We start from the raw sequence: 19,914 nt of genomic DNA, 5'->3' as shown, positions 1-19,914 counted from the left end.
GGCCGATCATCGATTCCACACCCGGCACATCGGGGACGCGGCCGGAGACGATCGCACCGAAGACGACATCGGTTCTGCCGGTGAGCGATCCGACGAGAAGCCCCCAGGCGGTCTGCACGAGCCCGTTGACCGTGACACCCTGCGCGCGGCTCGCCTCGACCAGTCGCCGCGACAGTCCGCCGGGCACCGCGACCGTCAGTTCGGCCGGAAATTCCGGTCGCAGCGCCGTACCGGACGGTGCGACCAGCGTGGGTTCGTCCACGCCGTCGAGCAGTTCGCGCCACACCTCGACACCGGCCGCGACGTCCTGTGCACCGAGCCAGGTGAGGTAATCCGAGAACGGGACCACCGGCGGGAGTCCGGCGGTGGATCCGCCGGCGGCGTAGAGCTGCAAAAGTTCCTGCACGAGCAACGGTGTGGACCAGCCGTCGGAGACGAGATGGTGCATCGTGAACAGCAGTCGCGCCCGTGACGGCCCGGCGACCACCAGCGTGAAGCGCACCAGGGGTGCGGCCGCGAGATCGAATCTGCGGGTGCGGTCGGCAGCGAGGAGTGCCGCCACCCGTGTGTCGAGTTCGTCGGACCCGACCGCCCCGAGATCGACGACCTCCCAATGCGGTACGGCGGTACGACGGACGACGCCGATCGGTTCGTCCGCTGCGCCGAGTCGATAGCCGGTGCGCAGCACGGCGTGCCGGCCGACGAGTGCACGCACCGAGCGCTGCATGGTATCGGCGTCGACGTGACCGTCGAGGGCGAGGTCGGTCTGCATCGTGTAGACGTCGACGCCCTCTGCGCCACTGCCCGATGCCGACGGTTCGTCCAGTCCGGCCAGGAAGTACATGCCGCGCTGCAGGGGTGTCAGCGGAACGACGTCCTCGATACCGCCGGGGTTCTCACCGTGCAGTGTGAGGACCTCGTCGACGGACAGACCGGGCGCCGTGAGCATCGACGGCACCGGGGCGCCGACGGTTCCGCTCGCCACCGTGTCCGTGAGGAGGTGCAGCGCCGCGAGCCAGCGTTGCCCGATCCGGTGGGCGCGGTCGGAGTCGAGTGCACCGGTGGCGTAGGTGAACACCGCCGAGAGAGCGGGTCCGTCCGGTCCGTCCTCGGTGATCGCGTTGACGTCGAGGACGTGGTCGAGGGGCATGGCCGGATCGACGGAACCGCCGAGCGCGGCCACCTCGGGTGCGGCCGACCACGCGGAGTCGGTGGTCTCGCCGAGGGTCATCCGGCCGAGATAGTTGAACATCACCTCCGGGGCGCGGTAACCGTCGAACCGCTCGCGGTCGTCGCCGAGGAAACGCAGGAGACCGAATCCGATCCCGTTGTCGGGTATCCGCTTCAGCGACTCGGCGGCATGGGCGACGGCCCGGAGCGGATCGTGCCCCTCGAGGGTGTATGCACCGCCCAGTTCGACGGTCACGGGATACAGCGAGGTGAACCATCCGACGGTGCGCGAGAGGTCCGCATCCGGCACGATCTGTTCCTCACGGCCGTGGCCCTCGAGGTGCACGCGCAGAGCGGATCCGCCGCACACGTCGGTGACGGCGAAGGTGAGGGCAGCGAGCAGCACGTCGCCGGTGCCGATACCGAAGGCGGCCGGCACGGAGGTGAGGATGCGTTCGGTGACCTCGACGGGCACGTCGACCTCGATCGACGCCGAGCTCGACACGGTGTCGCGCCGGGGGTCCAGGGCACGGGTTCCCACGGCGGGGGTGTCGCCGGCGGTGACAGCGGATTCCCAGATCGGCCACGATCCGGTGATCCGGTCGGATGCGGCCGCCTCGACGAGCGATTCCGCCCACTCCCGGAAGGACGTACCGGTGTCCTCCGGAGCGGGAGTCTCTCCACGGGCGGCCGCTGCGACGGCATCGGCGAGGTCGGGCACCAGGATCCGCCAGGACACCCCGTCGACGACGAGGTGATGCGCGACGACGACGATGCGCCCGGCCTGCTGCGGTCCCGGGTCGAGGAAGGCCACACGGAGCATGACCCCGGCCTCGGGGTCGAGTGCGTCGACGGCCTCCGACGACACTTCAGCGATGAGATCGTTCCACGGAATCTGTTCCGTGGTCGAGAGATCCACTCGCCGGACGAGCGTCGCGGCCTCCGGGATGCCCTCGGGCACGATCCATGTCGCACCGCGACGAGTACGCCCCGACGGTCCCGCGTCGCCGACGGTGAACCGCGAGCGCAGCATCGGGTGGGCCGCGAGCAGTGCCTGTACGCCGGTGACCAGATCGTTCTCCCGCAGGCCGGTGGGGGCGACGAGCACCCGCGACTGGGTGAAGCGGCGGAGCGACTCGAACGATCCGGAGGCGAGCGATTCGTGGACGATCGGGGTGACGGGCACCGTGCCGGTCGCCGCCGTGCGAGGTCGCCGAGGTTCGTCGGCGGGTGTCTCGCACGCCGCGGCGAGCCCGGCCGCAGTGCGCAGCTCGAAGACCTGACGGGCCGTCACGCGCACCCCGGCGCCGCGCAACCGCGACACCAGCTGGATGGAGACGATCGAATCGCCACCGAGGGCGAAGAAGTCGTCGTGGACACCGACGCGGTCGAGGCCGAGAACGTCGGCGATGGTGGCGCACAGCGTCCGTTCGGTCTCGGTGCGCGGTTCCCCGGCACCGGCCAGTGCCGAGAAATCCGGTTCGGGCAGTGCCTTCCGGTCGACCTTGCCGTTGGCCGTGAGCGGGAGGACAGGAAGTGCGACGACGACGGCGGGCACCATGTAGTCGGGCAGCCGATCGGCGAGCGCGGCCCGTACCGCGGCGGCGTCGGGTTCGCCGCCGACGATATAGCCGACGAGCCGGGTCGTTCCCCGGTCGTCGGTGTGCGCGACGACCACGGCGTTCCGTACGGACGGATGCGCGGTGAGTGCGGTTTCGATCTCGCCGAGTTCCACGCGGAAGCCGCGGATCTTGACCTGGTCGTCGTCGCGGCCGATGTAGTCGAGCGTGCCCGCCTCCGTCCAGCGCACGACGTCACCGGTGCGGTACATGCGGGCCCCGGCGGGTCCGTAGGGGTCGGCGACGAAACGTCCCGCCGTGAGGTCGTGCCGGCCGAGATAGCCTCGGGCGACGCCGTTTCCGGAGACGTACAGTTCACCGGCCACACCGGCGGGAACGGGTCGCAGCCAGTGGTCCAGTACACGCACGCTCGTGCCGGGGGTGGGACCCCCGATCGTCACGGTGTCCCCGGCGATGCGCGCCGAGGTCGCGTCGACGGTGCATTCGGTGGGTCCGTAGCAGTTCGTCGCCACCACACCGCTCGCGGCGAGTCGCTGCCACAGCGCGGTGCTCACCGCTTCACCGCCCACGGTGACGGTCGCGGGGATGTGCCCGCCGGGTTCGAGGAGTCCGGCGTCGAGCAGCCGGTTCATGAGGACGGGCACAGTGTCGACGTAGTCGATGCCGCGGGTGCGCACGTAGTCGACGATGTGGTCGACGTCGGCGCGGTACTCGTCGGGAAGCACGTGCAGCACATGGCCTTCGAAGAGCCAGGTGAGGGCGGCCACCGCCGAGTCGAAGGCGAACGGGTAGGTGAGCAGGACGTGCCACTGCCCGCCACGTGGTGTGCGGCCTGCGCACTGCATGGGGCCGACGCGTTGCGCGGCGTGCAGGTCGGCGAGGTTGGCGTGGGTGACGGCCACGCCCTTCGGAAGCCCCGTCGATCCGGAGGTGTAGACGACGTAGGCCAGATGGCCGGGACGGAGCGGAGCGCGCCGGTCCGCATCCGTGAGCGGGGTGGCCGGCAACGCCGAGAGGGCGGACTCGACGTCCGGGTCGTCGAGGGTGAGCACGTCGACGCCGTCGAGCACGTCCCCGAGACTCGCGCACACGGCCCGAGTGGTGATCACCAGTCGCGGCGCGGCGTCGGTGATCATGTGTTTCAGCCGGTCGGCGGGATAGGACGGGTCGAGCGGCAGGTAGCCGCCTCCGGCGGTGAGGACGGCAGCGATCGCGTCGACCGTGACGCCGGTCCGGGGCAGAGCGAGACCGACCCGGTCGTCGGGTCGCACCCCGCGGTCGACGAGCAACCTCGCCAGTCGTGCCGAAGCCGCGCCGAGTTCACCGAACGACGATTCCTGCTCACCGAACACCACCGCGGGGCGGTCCGTGTCGACGGTGAACCGTTGCGAGAGCAGGTCGGCGACGGTGCCGGTCGACGGTGCCGCGGGGGCGGTGGCCCAGGTGCCCAGTACGCGTTCCCGTTCCACGGGCGGCAGGACGTCGAGGTCGGCGACGCGGCCGTCGGGCCGGGCGCACAGCGCCTCGAGGATCGCGACGAGGCGGGCGCCCAGTGCAGTCGCCTCGTCCGAGTCGATCAGCGACGGGCGGTGATCGAGCTTGACGACGAGCCGGTCCGACATGCCGGCCGTGAGGACCAGCGGATAGTTGGTGGCGTCGCGTCCGTCGACACCGGTGATCGTCACTCCTCCGGCGCGCTGCGCCCGTTCGAGGGCGTCGCGGTCGACGGGATAGCTCTCGAACACGGTGAGAGTGTCGAACAGTTCACCGATCCCCACCGCGCGCTGCACGTCGGACAGGCCGAGATACTGGTGATCGACGGTGCGCGACTGCTCGAGCTGCACGCGGCGCAGCAACTCGGCGACGGTCGCGGCGGGATCGAGCCGCACCCGCACCGGCACGGTGTTGATGAACAGCCCGACCATCGACTCCACGCCGACGAGCTCCGGCGGGCGACCCGAGACCGTCGCACCGAAGACGATGTCGTCGCGGCCGAGCAGACCGGAGAGGAGCATCGCCCACGCGGTCTGCAGCACCGTGTTGAGGGTGACCCCGATGGTGCGGGTGAGTTCCGACAGCGTCGCGCCGAGTTCCTCCGGGACCGCCACGTCGAGTTCGTCGCAGCGTTCCGACGAGCGGGTCGCGCCCGGCGGGGCCACGAGCGACGGTTCGCCGACGCCGTCGAGCGCCTCGCGCCACAGCGTTCGGGCCGCCTCCTGGTCCTGTTGCCCGAGCCACGCGAGGTAGTCGCGGTAGGGGCGCACGGACGGCAGCCCCGATGCCGATCCACCGGCGGCGTAGATCTCGAGGAGTTCGCGCACCAGGATCGGGGACGACCATCCGTCGACGACGATGTGATGCGCGGTGAACAGCAGTCGTACCTCGTCAGGGCCGAAGCGGACGAAAGTCCAACGCACGAGCGGTGGTTGCGTCGGATCGAACCACTCGTGCAGATCGTCCTCGACGATCCTCTCGAGCCGGGATTCCGCCTCGGTGCGTTCGAGACCCGACAGATCCTCGCTGCACCAGGGATTCTCCACTCCCGACACGACGAGACCCGCCGTGCGGCCGTCCTTGCGCGGGCGGAAGCAGGTACGCAGCGCCGAGTGGCGGTCGAGCAGTGCCTGGGCGGAGGCGGCCATCCGCGTCTCGTCGACCGTGCCCGACAGACGCACCACCGATTGCACCGTGTAGGCGTCGGGGTCGGTCGCATCGGTGTCGTCGGAGGTGGAGCCGGACTGCGCTGAAACGGTACTCAGGTAGAGCAGCCCTTGCTGCAGCGGTGAGAGCGGGACGATGTCTTCGAGCGCGGTGGAACGGGTCATCTGTCGCTTTCGGTATATGACGGTCGATTCGGGCACGAACGACGAACGACCCCCGCGTCGGGACGTCGGGGGCCGTTCGGCCGAGGGCGCGGGGCGGGCCCGCAGCAGCAACTACTCCCGGTTCCGGTTGGCAGGAAGCTTCTCCAACTCGGCGTCGATGGAATCGAGCGCCAGAAGGGCAGTTTCGTAGGTCGCCGCACTGGAATGCTTGACGGCGACGAGGTTGCCGGCCTTCACGGCGGGCAGATCCTGCCACAGCGGGGAGGCGAACAGTTCCTCCAGCTCCGGCGGGAGCGAACCGTCGGCCTCGACACCGTAGACGATCACGTCGGCCTCGCCGAGGTTCTCGGGCAACTGCTCGACCGACAGGTACTCGGCATGGACGGACTCGGGGTCGGTCGGCTCCCCGAAGAAGTCGAGCCCGAGATCGTCGAACAGGTTGGTGGTGTACGACGAGGCGTACTCACGGGAGAATTCACCGGGTTGGGTGCCGCACACACCGCAGACACCGGCGAACTTCAGGTCCCCGAGCGAGCCGGCGTACTTGTCGGCGATCTCGGCGGCGCGAGCCTCGTACTCCTCCTTGAACTCCCCGTAGGAGTCGCTGACGTTCGCGGCATCGGCGTACTGCTCACCGAGTTCGCGCCATTCGCCCGGGACCGTGAGTCCGACGAAGACCACCGGGGCGAGCGCCTCGAGCTTGGCCACGTCGACCTGTTCCTTCACGCGGGCCGGGACGCCCATGATGATGAGGTCGGGATCGGCGGCGGTGACGGCCTCGTAGTTGAGCTCCGAGACAGCGCCGTCGGGGGCGACCTTCGGCAGCGCCTCGTAGGCGGCCAGGGTCTCCTCGTCCATGTTGTCGAGTTCGCGGCTCCACTCGCACACGGCCGCGAGGTTCGCGCCGGCCTGGATGAGCGGGAGGGTCGCGTAACCGCAGGACACGATGCGCTGCGGGTCGGCCGGAATCTCGATGCTGCCGTTCTGCGCCTCGAAGGTACGCGTCGCCGCGGAATCGGTGCCGCTCTCGCTGTCGCTCGAACATCCCACCAGTCCGACGGCCAGCAGAGCTGCCGCGCCGAGCGCCGCGGCGCCCCGCGCGCGCTTGCGTTCCAGAACGCGCATCGTTGATCTCCCAGAGTCTCTCGCCGGGGCGCCTCGCCCCGGTCATGGTTGGTTAGGCTAACCGAAAGAGACCGTCCCGCCAAGCGCTTCGTGTCAGCCGAATTCGAGCGCGAAATCGTCGATCTCCGCTTGGTCCAGGTCGTCGAGCGTGAGGTCGGACGGCGTGAATCCTCCTGCGTCCTCGTCCGCCGAGTGCCCTGCGAGCGCACGCAACGCCGCGATCCACTCGTCGGCGAGCGCGGCGACCGTCGCCGCCGGAACGAGATCGGGGCTGTACCCGAACATTCCGCGCAACACCGGCTCGGTACCGGAATCGTCGGTGAGCACGCCGATCTCGACGGCGTGCGCGACGGGCATGTCGGCTTCGGTGGCCCCGCCGAGCACCGAACTCTCCGGGGCGCCGGCCCACGCCTGCCCCTCGGTCTCCCCCAGCGTGAACCGGCCGAGATAGTTGAATCCGATGTCCACGGCACCGGCGCTCGCGAGTTCCGGACCGCCCACGGGATCGAGGTGCCGCAGCATCCCGAACCCGATTCCGCTGTCGGGAATCTCTCGCAGCTGTTCCTTCACCCGTTTCAACGCGTCCCCCGCACTCGTTCCCCCGGCGTACGCGTCGGCGACATCGAGCCCGCCGACGTCCAGGCGCACCGGATAGAGCGTGGTGAACCAGCCCACCGTGCGCGACAGATCCGCCCCGGGAACGACCTGTTCCTCGCGGCCGTGTCCTTCGAGGTCGACCGCGATCGCCCCGTCGCCGCACACCCGCGCAGACGCCAGCGCCAATGCTGTGAGCAGGACGTCCTCGACGCCGGCACGGAACCGCTCGGGAACGGTGGTGAGCAGCGCGTCGGTGAGCTCGGACGGAACCTCGACCTGCACCTTCGCGGTCTCCGCCATGGTGTGCCGCACGGGATCCGGATCCCCGGACGCCAGACGCACGCGTCCCGCCGGTGCGAGGATCCGCCGCCACAACGACAGTTCGGATCTGCGCGCCGGCACCCCGTCGAGCAGTCCCCGTACCCAGCGGCGCAGCGACGTGCCCGCGCGCACCGGCACGACACCGTCGACCGCGCCGGCGAGATCGGGCACCAGGACGCGCCACGACACGCCGTCGACGACGAGGTGATGCACTGCGACGAACACCCGCCCCGGCGCATCGGGACCGGCATCGAAGAAGATCACGCGCACGAGCGCGCCCGCGGCGGGATCGAGTTCGGCGTACGCGGCCTCGGTCGCGGCGACGATCGCCTCCTGCAGATCGGGCGAACCCGAGACGTCCACGCGGGTCACGATGTCCGCGGCGTCGACGGAACCGACCGGGCGGACGTCGAGCACCCGCGCCTGCGGGTCGAAGACGGCCCGCAGGGCGTCGTGCGTGTCGAGCAGGGCCTGGACGCCGCCGGTCAGCCGCTCGACGGTCAGCCCCGTAGGCGCGAGGAGCAGCCGCGACTGCGCGTAGCGGGCGTAGGGTCCACCACGGTCGAGCATGTCGTGGACGATCGGTGTCGCCGGGATTTCGCCGAGTGCCGCCTCGACGTCGACCGTCCCGGGTCCGTCCTCGATTTCTGCGACGCGGGCGAGTCCCGCCGGACTGCGGTGTTCGAAGACGTGTCGTGCAGTGAACCGGATCCCGGCGGCGCGCGCCGCGGACACCAGCTGGATGGAGACGATCGAATCGCCACCGAGAGCGAAGAAGTCGTCGTCTGGACCCACGGCGTCGAGTCCGAGCACACGCGCCGTCAGCTCGCACAGGCGCTGTTCGAGTTCGTCCGCCGGCAGGCGACTCTCGGTGGCCGGGGTGAAGACCGGCTCGGGAAGTGCTCTGCGGTCGATCTTTCCGTTGCGGGTGACCGGCAGTTCGTCGAGCACGACCGTGACGGCGGGAACCATGTGGCCGGGCAGCCGGTCGGCGACGTACACCCGCAGGGTGTCGGGGTCGGTGGTCCCGGCCGCATAGGCGACGAGTCGCTTGCGACCCGGTTCGTCCTCGCGGACCACGACCGCCGCGGCACTCACTGCGGGGTGGCCGCCGAGCACGGTCTCGATCTCGCCGAGTTCGATGCGGAAGCCGCGGATCTTCACCTGGTCGTCGGTGCGGCCGAGGTAGTCGAGCACCGGGCCGTCGGTGCCGGAGATCCTCCAGCGCACCAGATCGCCGGTGCGGTACAGACGCTCGCCGTCGGCGCCGAAGGGGTCGGCCACGAACCGGCCCGCAGTCTGCGCATGTCGGCCGAGATAGCCGCGGGTGACGTGCGGGCCGCCGACGTACAGTTCACCGGCGACGCCCGGGGGTACCTGCCGGAGGTACGCGTCGAGGACGTACACCCGGCCGCCGTGGATCGGCGTTCCGATGTTCGGGGCGCTGCCCGGGGAGAGTACGACGCCGGTCGCGTCGACGGTACATTCCGTCGGACCGTACATGTTGCTCACGCGCACATCGGTTTCCGCGGCGAGCTGCGACCACAGCTCACCCGGGACGGCCTCACCGCCGAGCACCATCGACTCGGGACGGTGCGGCGCGGCGGGGTCGAGGAGTCCCTCGGCGAGCAGGCGACCGGCGAGCACCGGACCGCAGTCGAGTGCGTCGATGCGGTGCCCCCGGACGTACCGGACGATCCCCTCGGCATCGGCCATGAGGTCCTCGGCGAGTACGTGCACGGTGTGGCCGCCCAGCATCGCGAGGAGGGGTTCGACGGACGAGTCGAACGCGAAGGTGTAACTCAGCAGCACGGCGCGGCGGCGCACCGCGGGATCGCCGACGGTGCGGGTGCGCACCGTCTCCCACAGGTTCACGACACCGCGATGCGGCACCACCACGCCCTTCGGGGTGCCGGTCGAGCCGGAGGTGTACACGAGATAGGCGGTGGTGTCCGGGTGCACGACCGGCAGGTGCACGTCCGGGCCGGGGCCGGTGATCGATCCGGCCGCGTCGACGTCGAGCACGACGCCCACACCCGCGTCGCGGAGCATGAACTCGTTCCGGTCGGCCGGTTGCTCCGGGTCGAGCACCAGATAGGCCGCTCCCGACTTCCACACGCCGAGGATCGCCGCGACCAGCACCGCCTCCCGCGGAAGGCTCAGTCCCACGACATCCTCCGGACCCATGCCGTTCGCGACGAGGTGACGGGCGATCCGGTCGGACCACGCATCGAGGTCGCGGAAGGTCAGACGGCTCGACGGCGTGACCAGCGCGGTCTCCTCGCCGTAGCGCTCCACGGTGCGGGCGAACAGTGCGGGCAGGCTCCGCGGTCCGGACCGATCCGGGAGCGCGGTCGCATCACCGGCGCGCAGCACCTCACGCTCGGAGGCGGTGAGCAGAGCGAGCTGCGAGAGCCTCGCGTCCGGATCGGCGCACACCGCGGCGAAGGCCCGCTCGACCCGCGCGGCGAAGGCCGCGGCGGACGACTCGTCGAACAGGTCGCGGGCGTACTCGACGCGCACGCACAAACCACCGTCGGATTCCTCGATGACGCCGAAGGTGAGGTCGAACATCGCGGTGTCGTTCGCGACGAACGAGGGTGTGGGCGTCAGACCGTCGAATCCCGTGATCGCCGGCGGGCTCTGGTACTGCACCATCACCTGGAACAGGGGGTGCCGGGCCGCGCTGCGCTCGGGGTTGAGGGTCTCCACGACGCGGTCGAACGGGACGTCCTGGTGCGAGTACGCCGCGACGTCGGTGTCCTTGATCCGGGCGAGCAGCTCCCGCACGGTGGGGTCGCCCGAGAGGTCGGTGCGCAGCACCACCATGTTGACGAAGAAGCCGACGAGGTCGTCGAGTTCCGGGGCGGGCCGTCCCGCGGTGGGCGATCCGAGCGGGATGTCCTCGCCCGCACCGCTGTGCGAGAGCGCGAGCGCGACCGCCGCGTGCACCATCATGAACATCGTGGTGCCGGTCGCGCGTGCGGCCTCCCGGATCCCCGCCGCACGATCGGCCGGGATCCGGTGTTCGACACCGCCGCCCGCATAGGACGCCACGGCCGGGCGCGGGCGGTCGGCGGGAAGGCCGAGTTCGGCAGGGAGACCGTCGAGCTCCTCGCGCCAGAACGCGAGTTGCCGTGCGGAGAGCGAGTTCTCGTCGTCCTGGTCACCGAGCAGTTCGCGTTGCCAGATCGCGTAGTCGGCGTACTGCACGGGCAACGGTGCAGGCTCATGCGAGTCGCCGCGTACGTGCGCGGAGTAGAAGGTGCCGAGATCGCGCAGCAGCAGCGGTGTGGACAGTTCGTCGCTCGCGATGTGGTGGGCGAGCACGAGCATCACGTGCTCGTCGGGCGCCATCGTGAACAACCGGATCCGCAACGGCATCTCGCGTTCGAGATCGAACGCGTGCCGAGCCTCGGAATGCAGGCGCCCGGCGAGCGCGTCGCGGTCGACGGTCTCGACCGCGAAGGGAACGGCGACCCCGGCAACTTCTTCCACTCCGCGCACCTGCTGCATCCCCGTGCCGTCACGCTCGACGAGAACGGTGCGCAGACTCTCGTGGCGCGCGAGCACGTCGGAGACCGCCTGCCGCAACGCATCCGAGTCGACCGGTCCGTGCAGGTCCACCGTGATGGGGACGTTGTAGGTCGGGCTGGGTCCTTCCATGCGGTACATGAACCACAGGCGCTGTTGCGCATACGACAGCGGCGCAAGGGACAGGGGCGCACGGCCGGTCTCACTGCGCGGGACGAGCGCCGGCCCGGCCGGAGCGGTGGTCGCGTGGTCTCCGCAGCGCGCGGCGAGCGCGACGACCTGCGGATGATCGAAGACCGTCCGGATCGGCAACTCCACACCGAGCTCGTCACGGATGCGGGCGAGCAGTGTCGCGGCGCTGAGCGAGTGGCCGCCGAGCGCGAAGAAGTCGTCGTCCGCGCCCACCGTGTCGAGACCCAGGATGTCGGCGTAGATCCGGCACAGCGCCCGCTCGGTCTCGGTCTCCGCGGTGCGGGACGAGACCATCGAGGAGAAGTCCGGTTCGGGCAGCGCCGTGCGGTCGAGCTTGCCGTTGGAGGTCAACGGCAGCTCGTCGAGGACGACGAGCGCGGCGGGAACCATGTACCCGGGCAGGAACTCGGCGACGAGGCGGCGCGCCTCGACCGGTTCGGGCACGTCCTGACCGACGAGATAGCCGACGAGCTGCGCGGCACCGGAGGGATCGGTGCGCACCACCGTCGCCGCACGGGACACACCGGGGATGCGCAGCAGGGCGGCGTCGACCTCACCGAGTTCGATGCGGAATCCGCGGACCTTGACCTGGTTGTCGACCCGGCCGCGGTAGACGAGGCGGCCGTCCTCGGTCCACTGCACGAGGTCGCCGGTGCGGTACAGGCGGGCGTACGGACCCGAGGAGTCCGCCGAGTACGGATTCGCGACGAACCTGCTCGCGGTGAGGGCGGGCGCGTCGAGATATCCCCGGACCACGCCAGGCCCGGCCACGTACAGCTCACCCTCGGTTCCGGCCGGCACGGGTGCGAGTCCCGCGTCGAGGACGTGGACGCGCAGGTTGGCGACGGGACGGCCGACGACCGGTGTCTCGGCGTCGGCGACCTCCGCGACGAGGACGTCGACGCTGCACTCGGTGGGGCCGTAGAAGTTGAAGGCCGCACCCCGGCGTTCGCGCAGACGGTTCCACAACCGCTCGGAGACGGCGTCGCCGCCGAAACCGAGGGTGGGCACGGTGCCGTCCGGGAACAGACCGTCGTCGACGAACTGCTCGAGCTGGCTCGGCGAGAACTCGACGAAATCCCATCCCTCGTCGAGGGCGCGGCGTGCAAGCGCCGCCGGGTCGCGCCGGGTCGCCTCGTCGACGATGTCGACGGTGTGCCCGGCGAGCATCCACAGCAACGGCTGCCACGACGCGTCGAACGCGAGCGACCAGGCCAGTCCGAGGCGGACGGATTCGCGGCCTGCCTCGCGGGCGGCACGGGTGAACACCTGGGCGCGGTGGCTGTGGAACAGGTTGACCAGCCCGCGGTGGGGTACGACGACGCCCTTCGGTCTGCCGGTGGAGCCGGACGTGTGGATCACGTAAGCGATCGTCTCGGGTGTCGGCGGACGGCGCTCCGAGTCGTCGAGCGGAGCGTCGGACACGGCGTCGAGGTCGAGATCCTCGAGCACGACGCGGTGCGGTGCGCCCGCGACCTCACCGACCCGGTCGTCGGTCACGCGGGCGGTGAGGACGCAGACGGGATCGGTGGAGCCGAGGATGTGGGCGAGGCGGTCGAGGGGTTGGTCGACGTCGAGCGGGACGTAGGCGGCGCCGGTCTCGAGGACGGCGTGGATGGCGACCAGCGCGTCGACGGTACGGGGCAGCGCGAGCGCGACCCGCGCGTGCGGCCGGTCGAGATCGAAGCTCGAGACGAGGTAGCGGGCCAGGCGGTGCACCCGCGCGCCGAACCGGGCGTAGGTGAGCGTCACGTGAGCGTCGGCCACGGCCGGTGCGTCGGGGGCCGCCTCGATCCTCTCCCGCAGCAGATCGACGAGCGTCAGCGCCGGGTCGAACGGGATGTCCGGGCTGTGGCTCCAGTCGTCGAGGATCGTCCGTCGCTCGGCGGCGGTCAGGACGGACACCTGCGCGAGCGGGGTGTGCAGATCCCGCTCGGCCACCGAACCGAGCAGCATCTCCAAGCGCTCGGTGTGGAGCGTCAGATCCGCCTCGCTGTAGACGTCGGCGTCCACGTCGACGAACACCTCGAGTCCGGCACTGCCGTCGAGCGGCCGCACGGTGACCATGAAATCCTGCAGGGGCCCTCGGGCCACCGAGTGCACGGCCGCGCGCATGTCGCCGAACCGGAGGGAGTCGCCGAACGGCTTGACGTTGACCGAGGGGCCGATGACACCGCGGGATCCGGTGGGCAGCCGCAGGTCGCGCTGGATGTCCTCGGTCCGGTAGCGATAGTGGTTGCGGCACAGCGCAACTCCATCGCGTACCTGGGCGACGAGATCGACGAGCGTGACCGAGGCGGTGGGATTCAGGCGCAGCGGAACGACATTGACGGCGGTGATCGGCACCCGCAGCGCAGCGGTGCCCAGGCGGTTCATGACGGGGAAACCGAGTGTGAGGTCCTCGCGACCGGTCGCGCCACGCAGATAGGCGGCGACGAGGGCGGTCACCGCATCGCCCCAACTCGCGCCGACCTCCTTGCCGAGGGCCACCAGACCGCGCTGCTGTTCGGCGTCGAGGGTGAAACGCGCGCCGCGGGAGCGCCGCGCGATGCCACCCGGGCCGGGTCGCAGGGCGACCGCTTCGTCCACGCCGTCGAGGTACTCGCGCCAGAAGGCACGGTCGGCATCGAAGTCGGCCGAGTCGCGATAGACCGATTCTTCCCGGATCACCGCTTCGACCGGATCGAACCGTGCGGCAGCAACTTCCGCACCGGCGACCGCGGCGGTGTACCGCTCGGCGATACGCCGGTTGAACAGCGAGAAGCCGAAGGCGTCGAGGACGATGTGGTGGGCGCGGAGGTAGAGCAGGACGTGATCGTCGGCGAGTCGCAGGACCGCTGCCCGGACGCACGGATCCACCGACAGGTCGACGGCCCGTTCGAGGTCGCGTGCCATCCACTCGTGGGCCGCCTCCCAGGGGTCCGCCGCGGAGGTGAGGTCGACGGCCGGGGCGAGATCGAGCGGGCGCGCACCGGGGATCCGGACGACCGTACCGTCGGCGAGGGTCTCGAACCCCGCGACCAGCGCCTCGGCCTCGGACGCCGCCCCGGAAACGGCCGCGACCAGCTTTTCCTCGTCGATCGCACCTCGCAGTTCGATGCACTCCGAGGTGTTGAACAGCGGGTTGTCGGGGTTCAGTTGCTGGGCGAACCATACACCCGACTGTGCGCGCGACAGGGCGAGCCGTGAGGCGTCCGGGCCGGCAAAGGGCACTGGAGATCCTCTTTCCTTCGGTCGAAACGAATGACTGAGAACGGAATCCGCTGATGGGCGCGCTGCGGCGCCGGAGGGGACAGTACCAAAGGTTAGGCTTACCGTATATGTTGCTCTGTGATCGTGTGCCCCGTGGCGCGGTCCTGCCAGCAGACCTCCTCAACCGGAAGGTACGAGAATGCAAGTGCCGGTCCTCGGCGCAACCGCTACCGACCGGGCCGAGCGGCCCGTCGCGCATCCGTTCGTCCTGTCCCGTCCACACGGCACCGTCGTCGCCGAAGGCGTGAGTGAGCGCTTCGACCACCCGTCCGCCGCCGCCGAGGCCCTCCGCACCGGCCGGATCACCGCACTCGTCGGTGCGTTGCCGTTCGAGGTCGGTCGCCCCGCCGCGCTGACCGCCCCGCACCTACTCCACCATTCCCCCGCCCCCTACGCCGCACCCGCCGGCGACCTGCCCCCCATCGCGATCACGGGGGCGTTGCCCTCCGAAGGCGAGCACATCGACCGGGTCGAGACCGCACTGCGATTGCTCCGCTCGGACGAGAGCGAACTGCTCAAGGTCGTCCTGGCGCGCGCACTCGTCCTGCGCGCCGACCGGCCCGTCGGCCCACACGAACTGCTGGCCGCCCTCGTACGAAACGACCCGCTGCACAACGGCTTCCTCGTCGATCTCACCGCGGCCGGCGACCCGTGGACGGGCCGGCACCTGGTGGGGTCGAGCCCGGAGGTGCTCGTGCGCCGTCGCGGCGATCGGGTCACCGCCCACCCCCTCGCCGGTTCCGCACCGCGCCACCGCGATCCCGAGATCGATCGCGCGACGGCCGAGACACTCGCCGGTTCCGCGAAGAACCTCGCCGAGCACGCGCACGTGATCGATGCGATCCGCACCGCGCTCGAACCGTTGTGCGCCGACCTCGACATCCCCGATCGCCCGTCGGTGACCAGCACGCGGCAACTGTGGCATCTCGGCACGCCCGTCGAGGGCCGGCTGCGCGACCCGGATGTCACGGCACTCGATCTCGCACTCGCCGTGCATCCCACCCCCGCGATCTGCGGCACGCCGACCGCCGCCGCCCGTGACCTGATCCTCGCCACCGAGGGCGATCGGGGTTTCTACGCCGGTGCCGTCGGATGGTGCGACGATCGCGGCGACGGCGAGTGGATGGTGACCATCCGCTGCGCCGTTCTCGAACCCGACGGGGTCGGGCTCACCGCCTACGCCGGGGGCGGTATCGTCGCCGGCTCCGACCCCGCCGACGAACTGGCCGAGACGACCGTCAAGTTCGGCACCGTCCTCGATGCACTGGGAGTACTCCGTTGACCGAGACCCCCGCACCCCTGTCCCCCGCACCCCGGGACACCGTCACACTCGTCGTGGGAGCCGCACAGGGCATCGGCCGCGCGACCGCGGAGACCCTCGCGCGCGCCGGGCACCGTCTCGTGCTCGTGGATCGCAACGCGGAAGGACTGGGTGGGACCGCCGCGCTGCTGGGCGATTCCGTCCCCACCTACGCCGTCGACATCCGCGACCACGACGTCGTCGCCTACGCCGTCGAGAGCATCGAAGCCGAGCACGGACCGATCGAGCATCTCGCGCACGTCGCCGGCGTCTTCACCACCGGATCGGTGCTCGACTCCGACCCCGAGGACTGGCAACGCATGTTCGACGTCAACGTCACCGGCCTGCTGTCGGTCCTGCGTTCGGTCGGACGGGCCATGCGGGAGCGGCAGTCGGGTTCGATCGTCGTCGTCGGGTCGAACTCCGCGGGCGTGCCCCGCATGGGCATGGGCGCCTACGGATCGTCCAAGGCCGCCGCCACCATGATCGTGCGGATACTCGGACTCGAGCTGGGGCCGTACGGGATCCGCGCCAACATCGTCGCACCCGGCTCCACCGACACGGCCATGCAGCGCTCGCTGTGGGCGGACCCGAACGACGACACAGGTGCCCGCGGAGCCATCGAAGGCGATCTGTCGCAGTTCAAGGTCGGCATCCCCCTCGGCCGTATCGCCGAGCCCACCGACATCGCCGAGGCCATCGAATTCCTGTTGTCCGACCGCGCGCGTCACATCACCATGCAGGCGCTCTACGTCGACGGCGGCGCGACACTGCGCGCCTGACAGACCCGCCCCGTCCCGCCTCCCGAAAGGAACCGCTCCGTGACAACCGGTTTCGAGCGCACACCGCTCGTCGACACCGCCCGCTACCCCGAGGAGTTCGCCGAGCGGTATCGCGCAGCCGGTTACTGGACGAGCGAGACCTTCGGCGAGTTCCTCCCGGCCCGCGCCGCCCGGTTCGCCGGCCACACCGCCGTCGTCGGACACGACACCACGGGATCCTGGCGGCGCATCACCTACCGCGAACTCGACGACATCTCGGCCCGCATCGCCTCCGGTCTCGCCGACCTCGGGGTCCGCACGGGCGACCGCGTCGTCCTGCAGTTGCCGAACATCGTGGAGTACACCGAGGTCCTGTTCGCGGTGTTCCGCCTCGGCGCGCTCCCGGTCTTCGCCCTGCCCGCGCACCGCGCCTCGGAGATCGGCTACTTCTGCCGGTTCAGCGACGCCGCCGCGTACGTGATCGCCGACGAACACGGCGGGTTCGACTACCGCGTACTCGCCCGGCAGATCACCTCCGAGACGGAGAATCCGCCGGCGGTCGTGGTCGCCGGTGAGGCCGAGGAGTTCACCGCACTCGGGTCGCTGCGCGACCGCGAACCGGCCCCGATCGCGGAGGGCGACTCCGAAAGCGTCGCCTTCCTGCAGTTGTCGGGCGGAACCACCGGAACATCGAAGCTCATCCCCCGCACCCACGCCGACTATCTGTACTCCGTGCGCGAGTCCGCAGCGATCTGCGGCGTGGACGAGAACACCCGCATGCTGGTCGCGCTGCCGGCGGCACACAACTTCCCGATGAGTTCGCCGGGCATCCTCGGTGTGCTGCACGCCGGCGGCACCGTCGTCCTCGCTCCGGATCCGAGCCCGGACACCGCGTTCGCCCTGATCGAGAGCGAGCGCGTGACGATGGCGTCGCTCGTCCCACCCCTCGCGCTGGCGTGGTTGTCGGCGCGGGCCCGCACCGGACGCGACCTGTCGTCGCTCGAGGTGCTGCAGGTCGGAGGCGCGAAGTTCCCGGCCGAAGCCGCCAAACGTGTGCGGCCCGAACTCGGATGCACGCTGCAGCAGGTCTTCGGTATGGCCGAGGGCCTCGTCGACTACACCAGGCTCGACGACGACGAGGACACCATCGTCACCACGCAGGGCCGGCCGATCAGTCCCGACGACGAAATCCGGATCGTCGACGACGCGGGCGATCCCGTGCCCGTGGGCACCGCCGGACACCTGCTCACCCGCGGACCGTACACGATCCGGGGCTACTACAATGCGCCCGAACACAATTCGACGGCATTCACCCCGGACGGCTTCTACCGCACCGGCGACATCGTCCGGCTCACCGAGCACGGCTACCTCGTCGTCGAGGGACGCGCGAAGGACCAGATCAATCGGGGCGGCGAGAAGATCGCGGCCGAGGAGGTCGAGAACCATCTGATCGCGCACCCGGCAGTGCTCGACGCGGCGGTGGTGTCGATGCCCGACGAGTATCTCGGCGAACGCACCTGCGCCTTCGTCGTCGCCGAGGGCGAAGCACCGAAAACCCTCGCGCTCAAGGAATTCCTGAGGAAGCGAGGGATGGCCGAGTACAAGATTCCCGACAAGGTGCGGTTCGTCGACGCCTTCCCGGTCACGGGGGTGGGCAAGATCAGCCGGAACGAACTGCGGCGCGCTCTCGCGGCCACGCTGAAGAACTGATCCCGCTCGGCGCCGAAGCGTCGGCCTCAACCCGCTCGGCACGAGCGGCGAGGGTTGCGTAGCGGCCACCGCGGGCGACGAGTTCGTCGTGCGTTCCGCGTTCGACGATGCGACCCCGGTCGAGGACCACGATCTCGTCGGCGTTCCGCACGGTCGAGAGGCGGTGCGCGATGGTGATGGTCGTGCGTCCGCTGCGCGCGGCGTCGAGCGCCTGCTGCACGGCGTGCTCGGTGTCGTTGTCGAGGGCGCTCGTCGCCTCGTCGAGCACGAGGACACGCGGGTCGCGCAGAAGGGTGCGTGCGATCGCCAGGCGCTGCTTCTCACCACCCGAGAAGCGGTGTCCCCGGGCGCCGACGACGGTGTCGTAGCCGTCGGGCAACGAGACGATCAGATCGTGGATGTGGGCGGCGCGGGCTGCGGTCTCGATCTCGTCGTCGGTCGCGTCGGGCTTCGCGTAGCGCAGGTTCTCCCGGACGGTCGCGTGGAGAAGGTAGGTCTCCTGCGAGACCACGCCGACCAGTGCGGCGAGATCGGCGAGCCGCATGTCGCGCAGGTCGACACCGTCGATGCTCACGCGTCCCTCGGTCGGGTCGTACAGTCGTGCGACGAGCGAGCCGAGGGTGGTCTTGCCCGAGCCGGTCTCGCCGACGAGCGCGACCTGGGCCCCGGCCGGGACGTCGAGGTCGATCCGGCCGAGCGCGTCGCGGTGGGCGCCTTCGTAGCGGAAACTCACGTTCTCGAACCGCACGCGACCCGCGACGGTCGCCGGGTCGACGGGCACCGGGTCGTGCGGGTCGTCGATGTCGACGGGAAGGTCGAGGTATTCGAAGATGCGACTGAACAGCGCGAGCGAACTGGTGACGGAGACGCCGACGTCGAGCAGGCCCATCAGCGGCCGGAACAACGCGCCCTGCAGGCCGGTGAACGCCACCAGGGTGCCGATCGTCATGCCACCCGAGGTGGCCGGCAGACCCGCCACGAGGTAGAGAACGGCGGGGATCGCCGCGAAGACGATGTTCATCGTGGCCATGCGCCAGCGACCGGACAACTGCGCGTGCACCTCGAGATCGGCCAGCTCCTCCGAGGTGCGGGCGAACTTGTCGGACAGTGCCGGGCCGGTGCCCAGGGTCTTGACGAGCAGGACGCCGCTGACCGACAGTCCTTCGTCGATCTGGGACTGCATGTCGGCGAGGCGGCGCTGCTGACGGGCGGTGACGGCGCGGCGCATGAGCGCGACCCGACGGGTGAGCCAGATGGCCGGCGGGAGCACGATCAGCGAGAGCAACGCCAGTCGCCAGCTGAGGACCGCCATCGCGATCGCGGTGCCGACGACGGTGGTGACGTTGGAGGCCAGCGAGGTCGCGGTGTTGGTGACCACGGATTGCATGCCGCCGATGTCGTTGGTCAGCCGCGATTGGATCTCGCCGCCACGGGTGCGGGTGAAGAAGTTCAGCGACTGTCGCTGCAGGTGGGAGAAGACCCGGGTGCGCAGACCGTGCATGACGTGCTGGCCGACGGTCGTGGAGATCCAGGCCTGGACGACGGAC

At 70.3% G+C, this 19,914-nt stretch carries 7 protein-coding genes; 3 read left to right on the top strand and 4 right to left on the bottom strand.

The features are described 5' to 3' along the window. The 3 genes from R1101_RS0104460 to R1101_RS0104450 form a co-directional block, all read right to left on the bottom strand. Nucleotides 1-5,575: non-ribosomal peptide synthetase (locus R1101_RS0104460; RefSeq protein WP_016932283.1), on the bottom strand; the 5,575-nt coding region annotated here is incomplete at its 3' end. Nucleotides 5,576-5,686: 111 nt separating this feature from the next. Next, nucleotides 5,687-6,700: an ABC transporter substrate-binding protein gene (locus R1101_RS0104455; protein ID WP_016932282.1), complete on the bottom strand. Its 1,014-nt coding sequence runs from the start codon at nt 6,698-6,700 to the stop codon at nt 5,687-5,689. Between the two features lie 93 nt (nt 6,701-6,793). After that, the gene (locus tag R1101_RS0104450) at nt 6,794-14,557 is read right to left on the bottom strand and encodes a non-ribosomal peptide synthetase (RefSeq protein ID WP_016932281.1); all 7,764 of its coding nucleotides are present in this window, start codon (nt 14,555-14,557) and stop codon (nt 6,794-6,796) included. A gap of 178 nt (nt 14,558-14,735) precedes the next feature. Here R1101_RS0104450 and R1101_RS0104445 point away from each other — a divergent pair, with 178 nt between their 5' ends. Genes R1101_RS0104445 through R1101_RS0104435 form a run of 3 tightly spaced genes read left to right on the top strand, consistent with a single transcriptional unit; the run spans nt 14,736 to nt 18,367 of the window. Continuing rightward, a complete protein-coding gene (locus R1101_RS0104445; RefSeq protein ID WP_026002865.1) occupies nt 14,736-15,878 on the top strand; it encodes an isochorismate synthase in 1,143 nt (380 codons plus the stop codon). After that, entirely contained in the window at nt 15,875-16,678 is an 804-nt protein-coding gene (locus R1101_RS0104440; RefSeq protein ID WP_016932279.1) for a 2,3-dihydro-2,3-dihydroxybenzoate dehydrogenase, read from the top strand. Before R1101_RS0104445 ends, R1101_RS0104440 begins: the two co-directional genes overlap by 4 nt. 39 nt (nt 16,679-16,717) lie before the next feature. Further along, a complete protein-coding gene (locus tag R1101_RS0104435; protein WP_016932278.1) occupies nt 16,718-18,367 on the top strand; it encodes a (2,3-dihydroxybenzoyl)adenylate synthase in 1,650 nt (549 codons plus the stop codon). Here R1101_RS0104435 and R1101_RS25840 read toward each other — a convergent pair. Next, nucleotides 18,318-19,914, bottom strand: a 1,597-nt coding sequence (locus tag R1101_RS25840; RefSeq protein WP_016932277.1) for an ABC transporter ATP-binding protein, incomplete at its 5' end; no start/stop codon positions are given. The genes R1101_RS0104435 and R1101_RS25840 overlap by 50 nt on opposite strands.

The sequence above is a fragment of the Rhodococcus sp. R1101 genome (assembly GCF_000278445.1).
Lineage (GTDB): Bacteria > Actinomycetota > Actinomycetes > Mycobacteriales > Mycobacteriaceae > Rhodococcus > Rhodococcus gordoniae.
Note: the sequence above shows the minus strand (reverse complement) of the source record. Positions and strands in the feature narration are given on the sequence as shown.

Bases quoted from the DNA above. Each gene is read 5' to 3' on its own strand.
- R1101_RS0104445 (WP_026002865.1), top strand. From the start codon at position 14,736: ATGCAAGTGCCGGTCCTCGGCGCAACCGCTACCGACCGGGCCGAGCGG.
- R1101_RS0104455 (WP_016932282.1), bottom strand. From the start codon at position 6,700: ATGCGCGTTCTGGAACGCAAGCGCGCGCGGGGCGCCGCGGCGCTCGGC.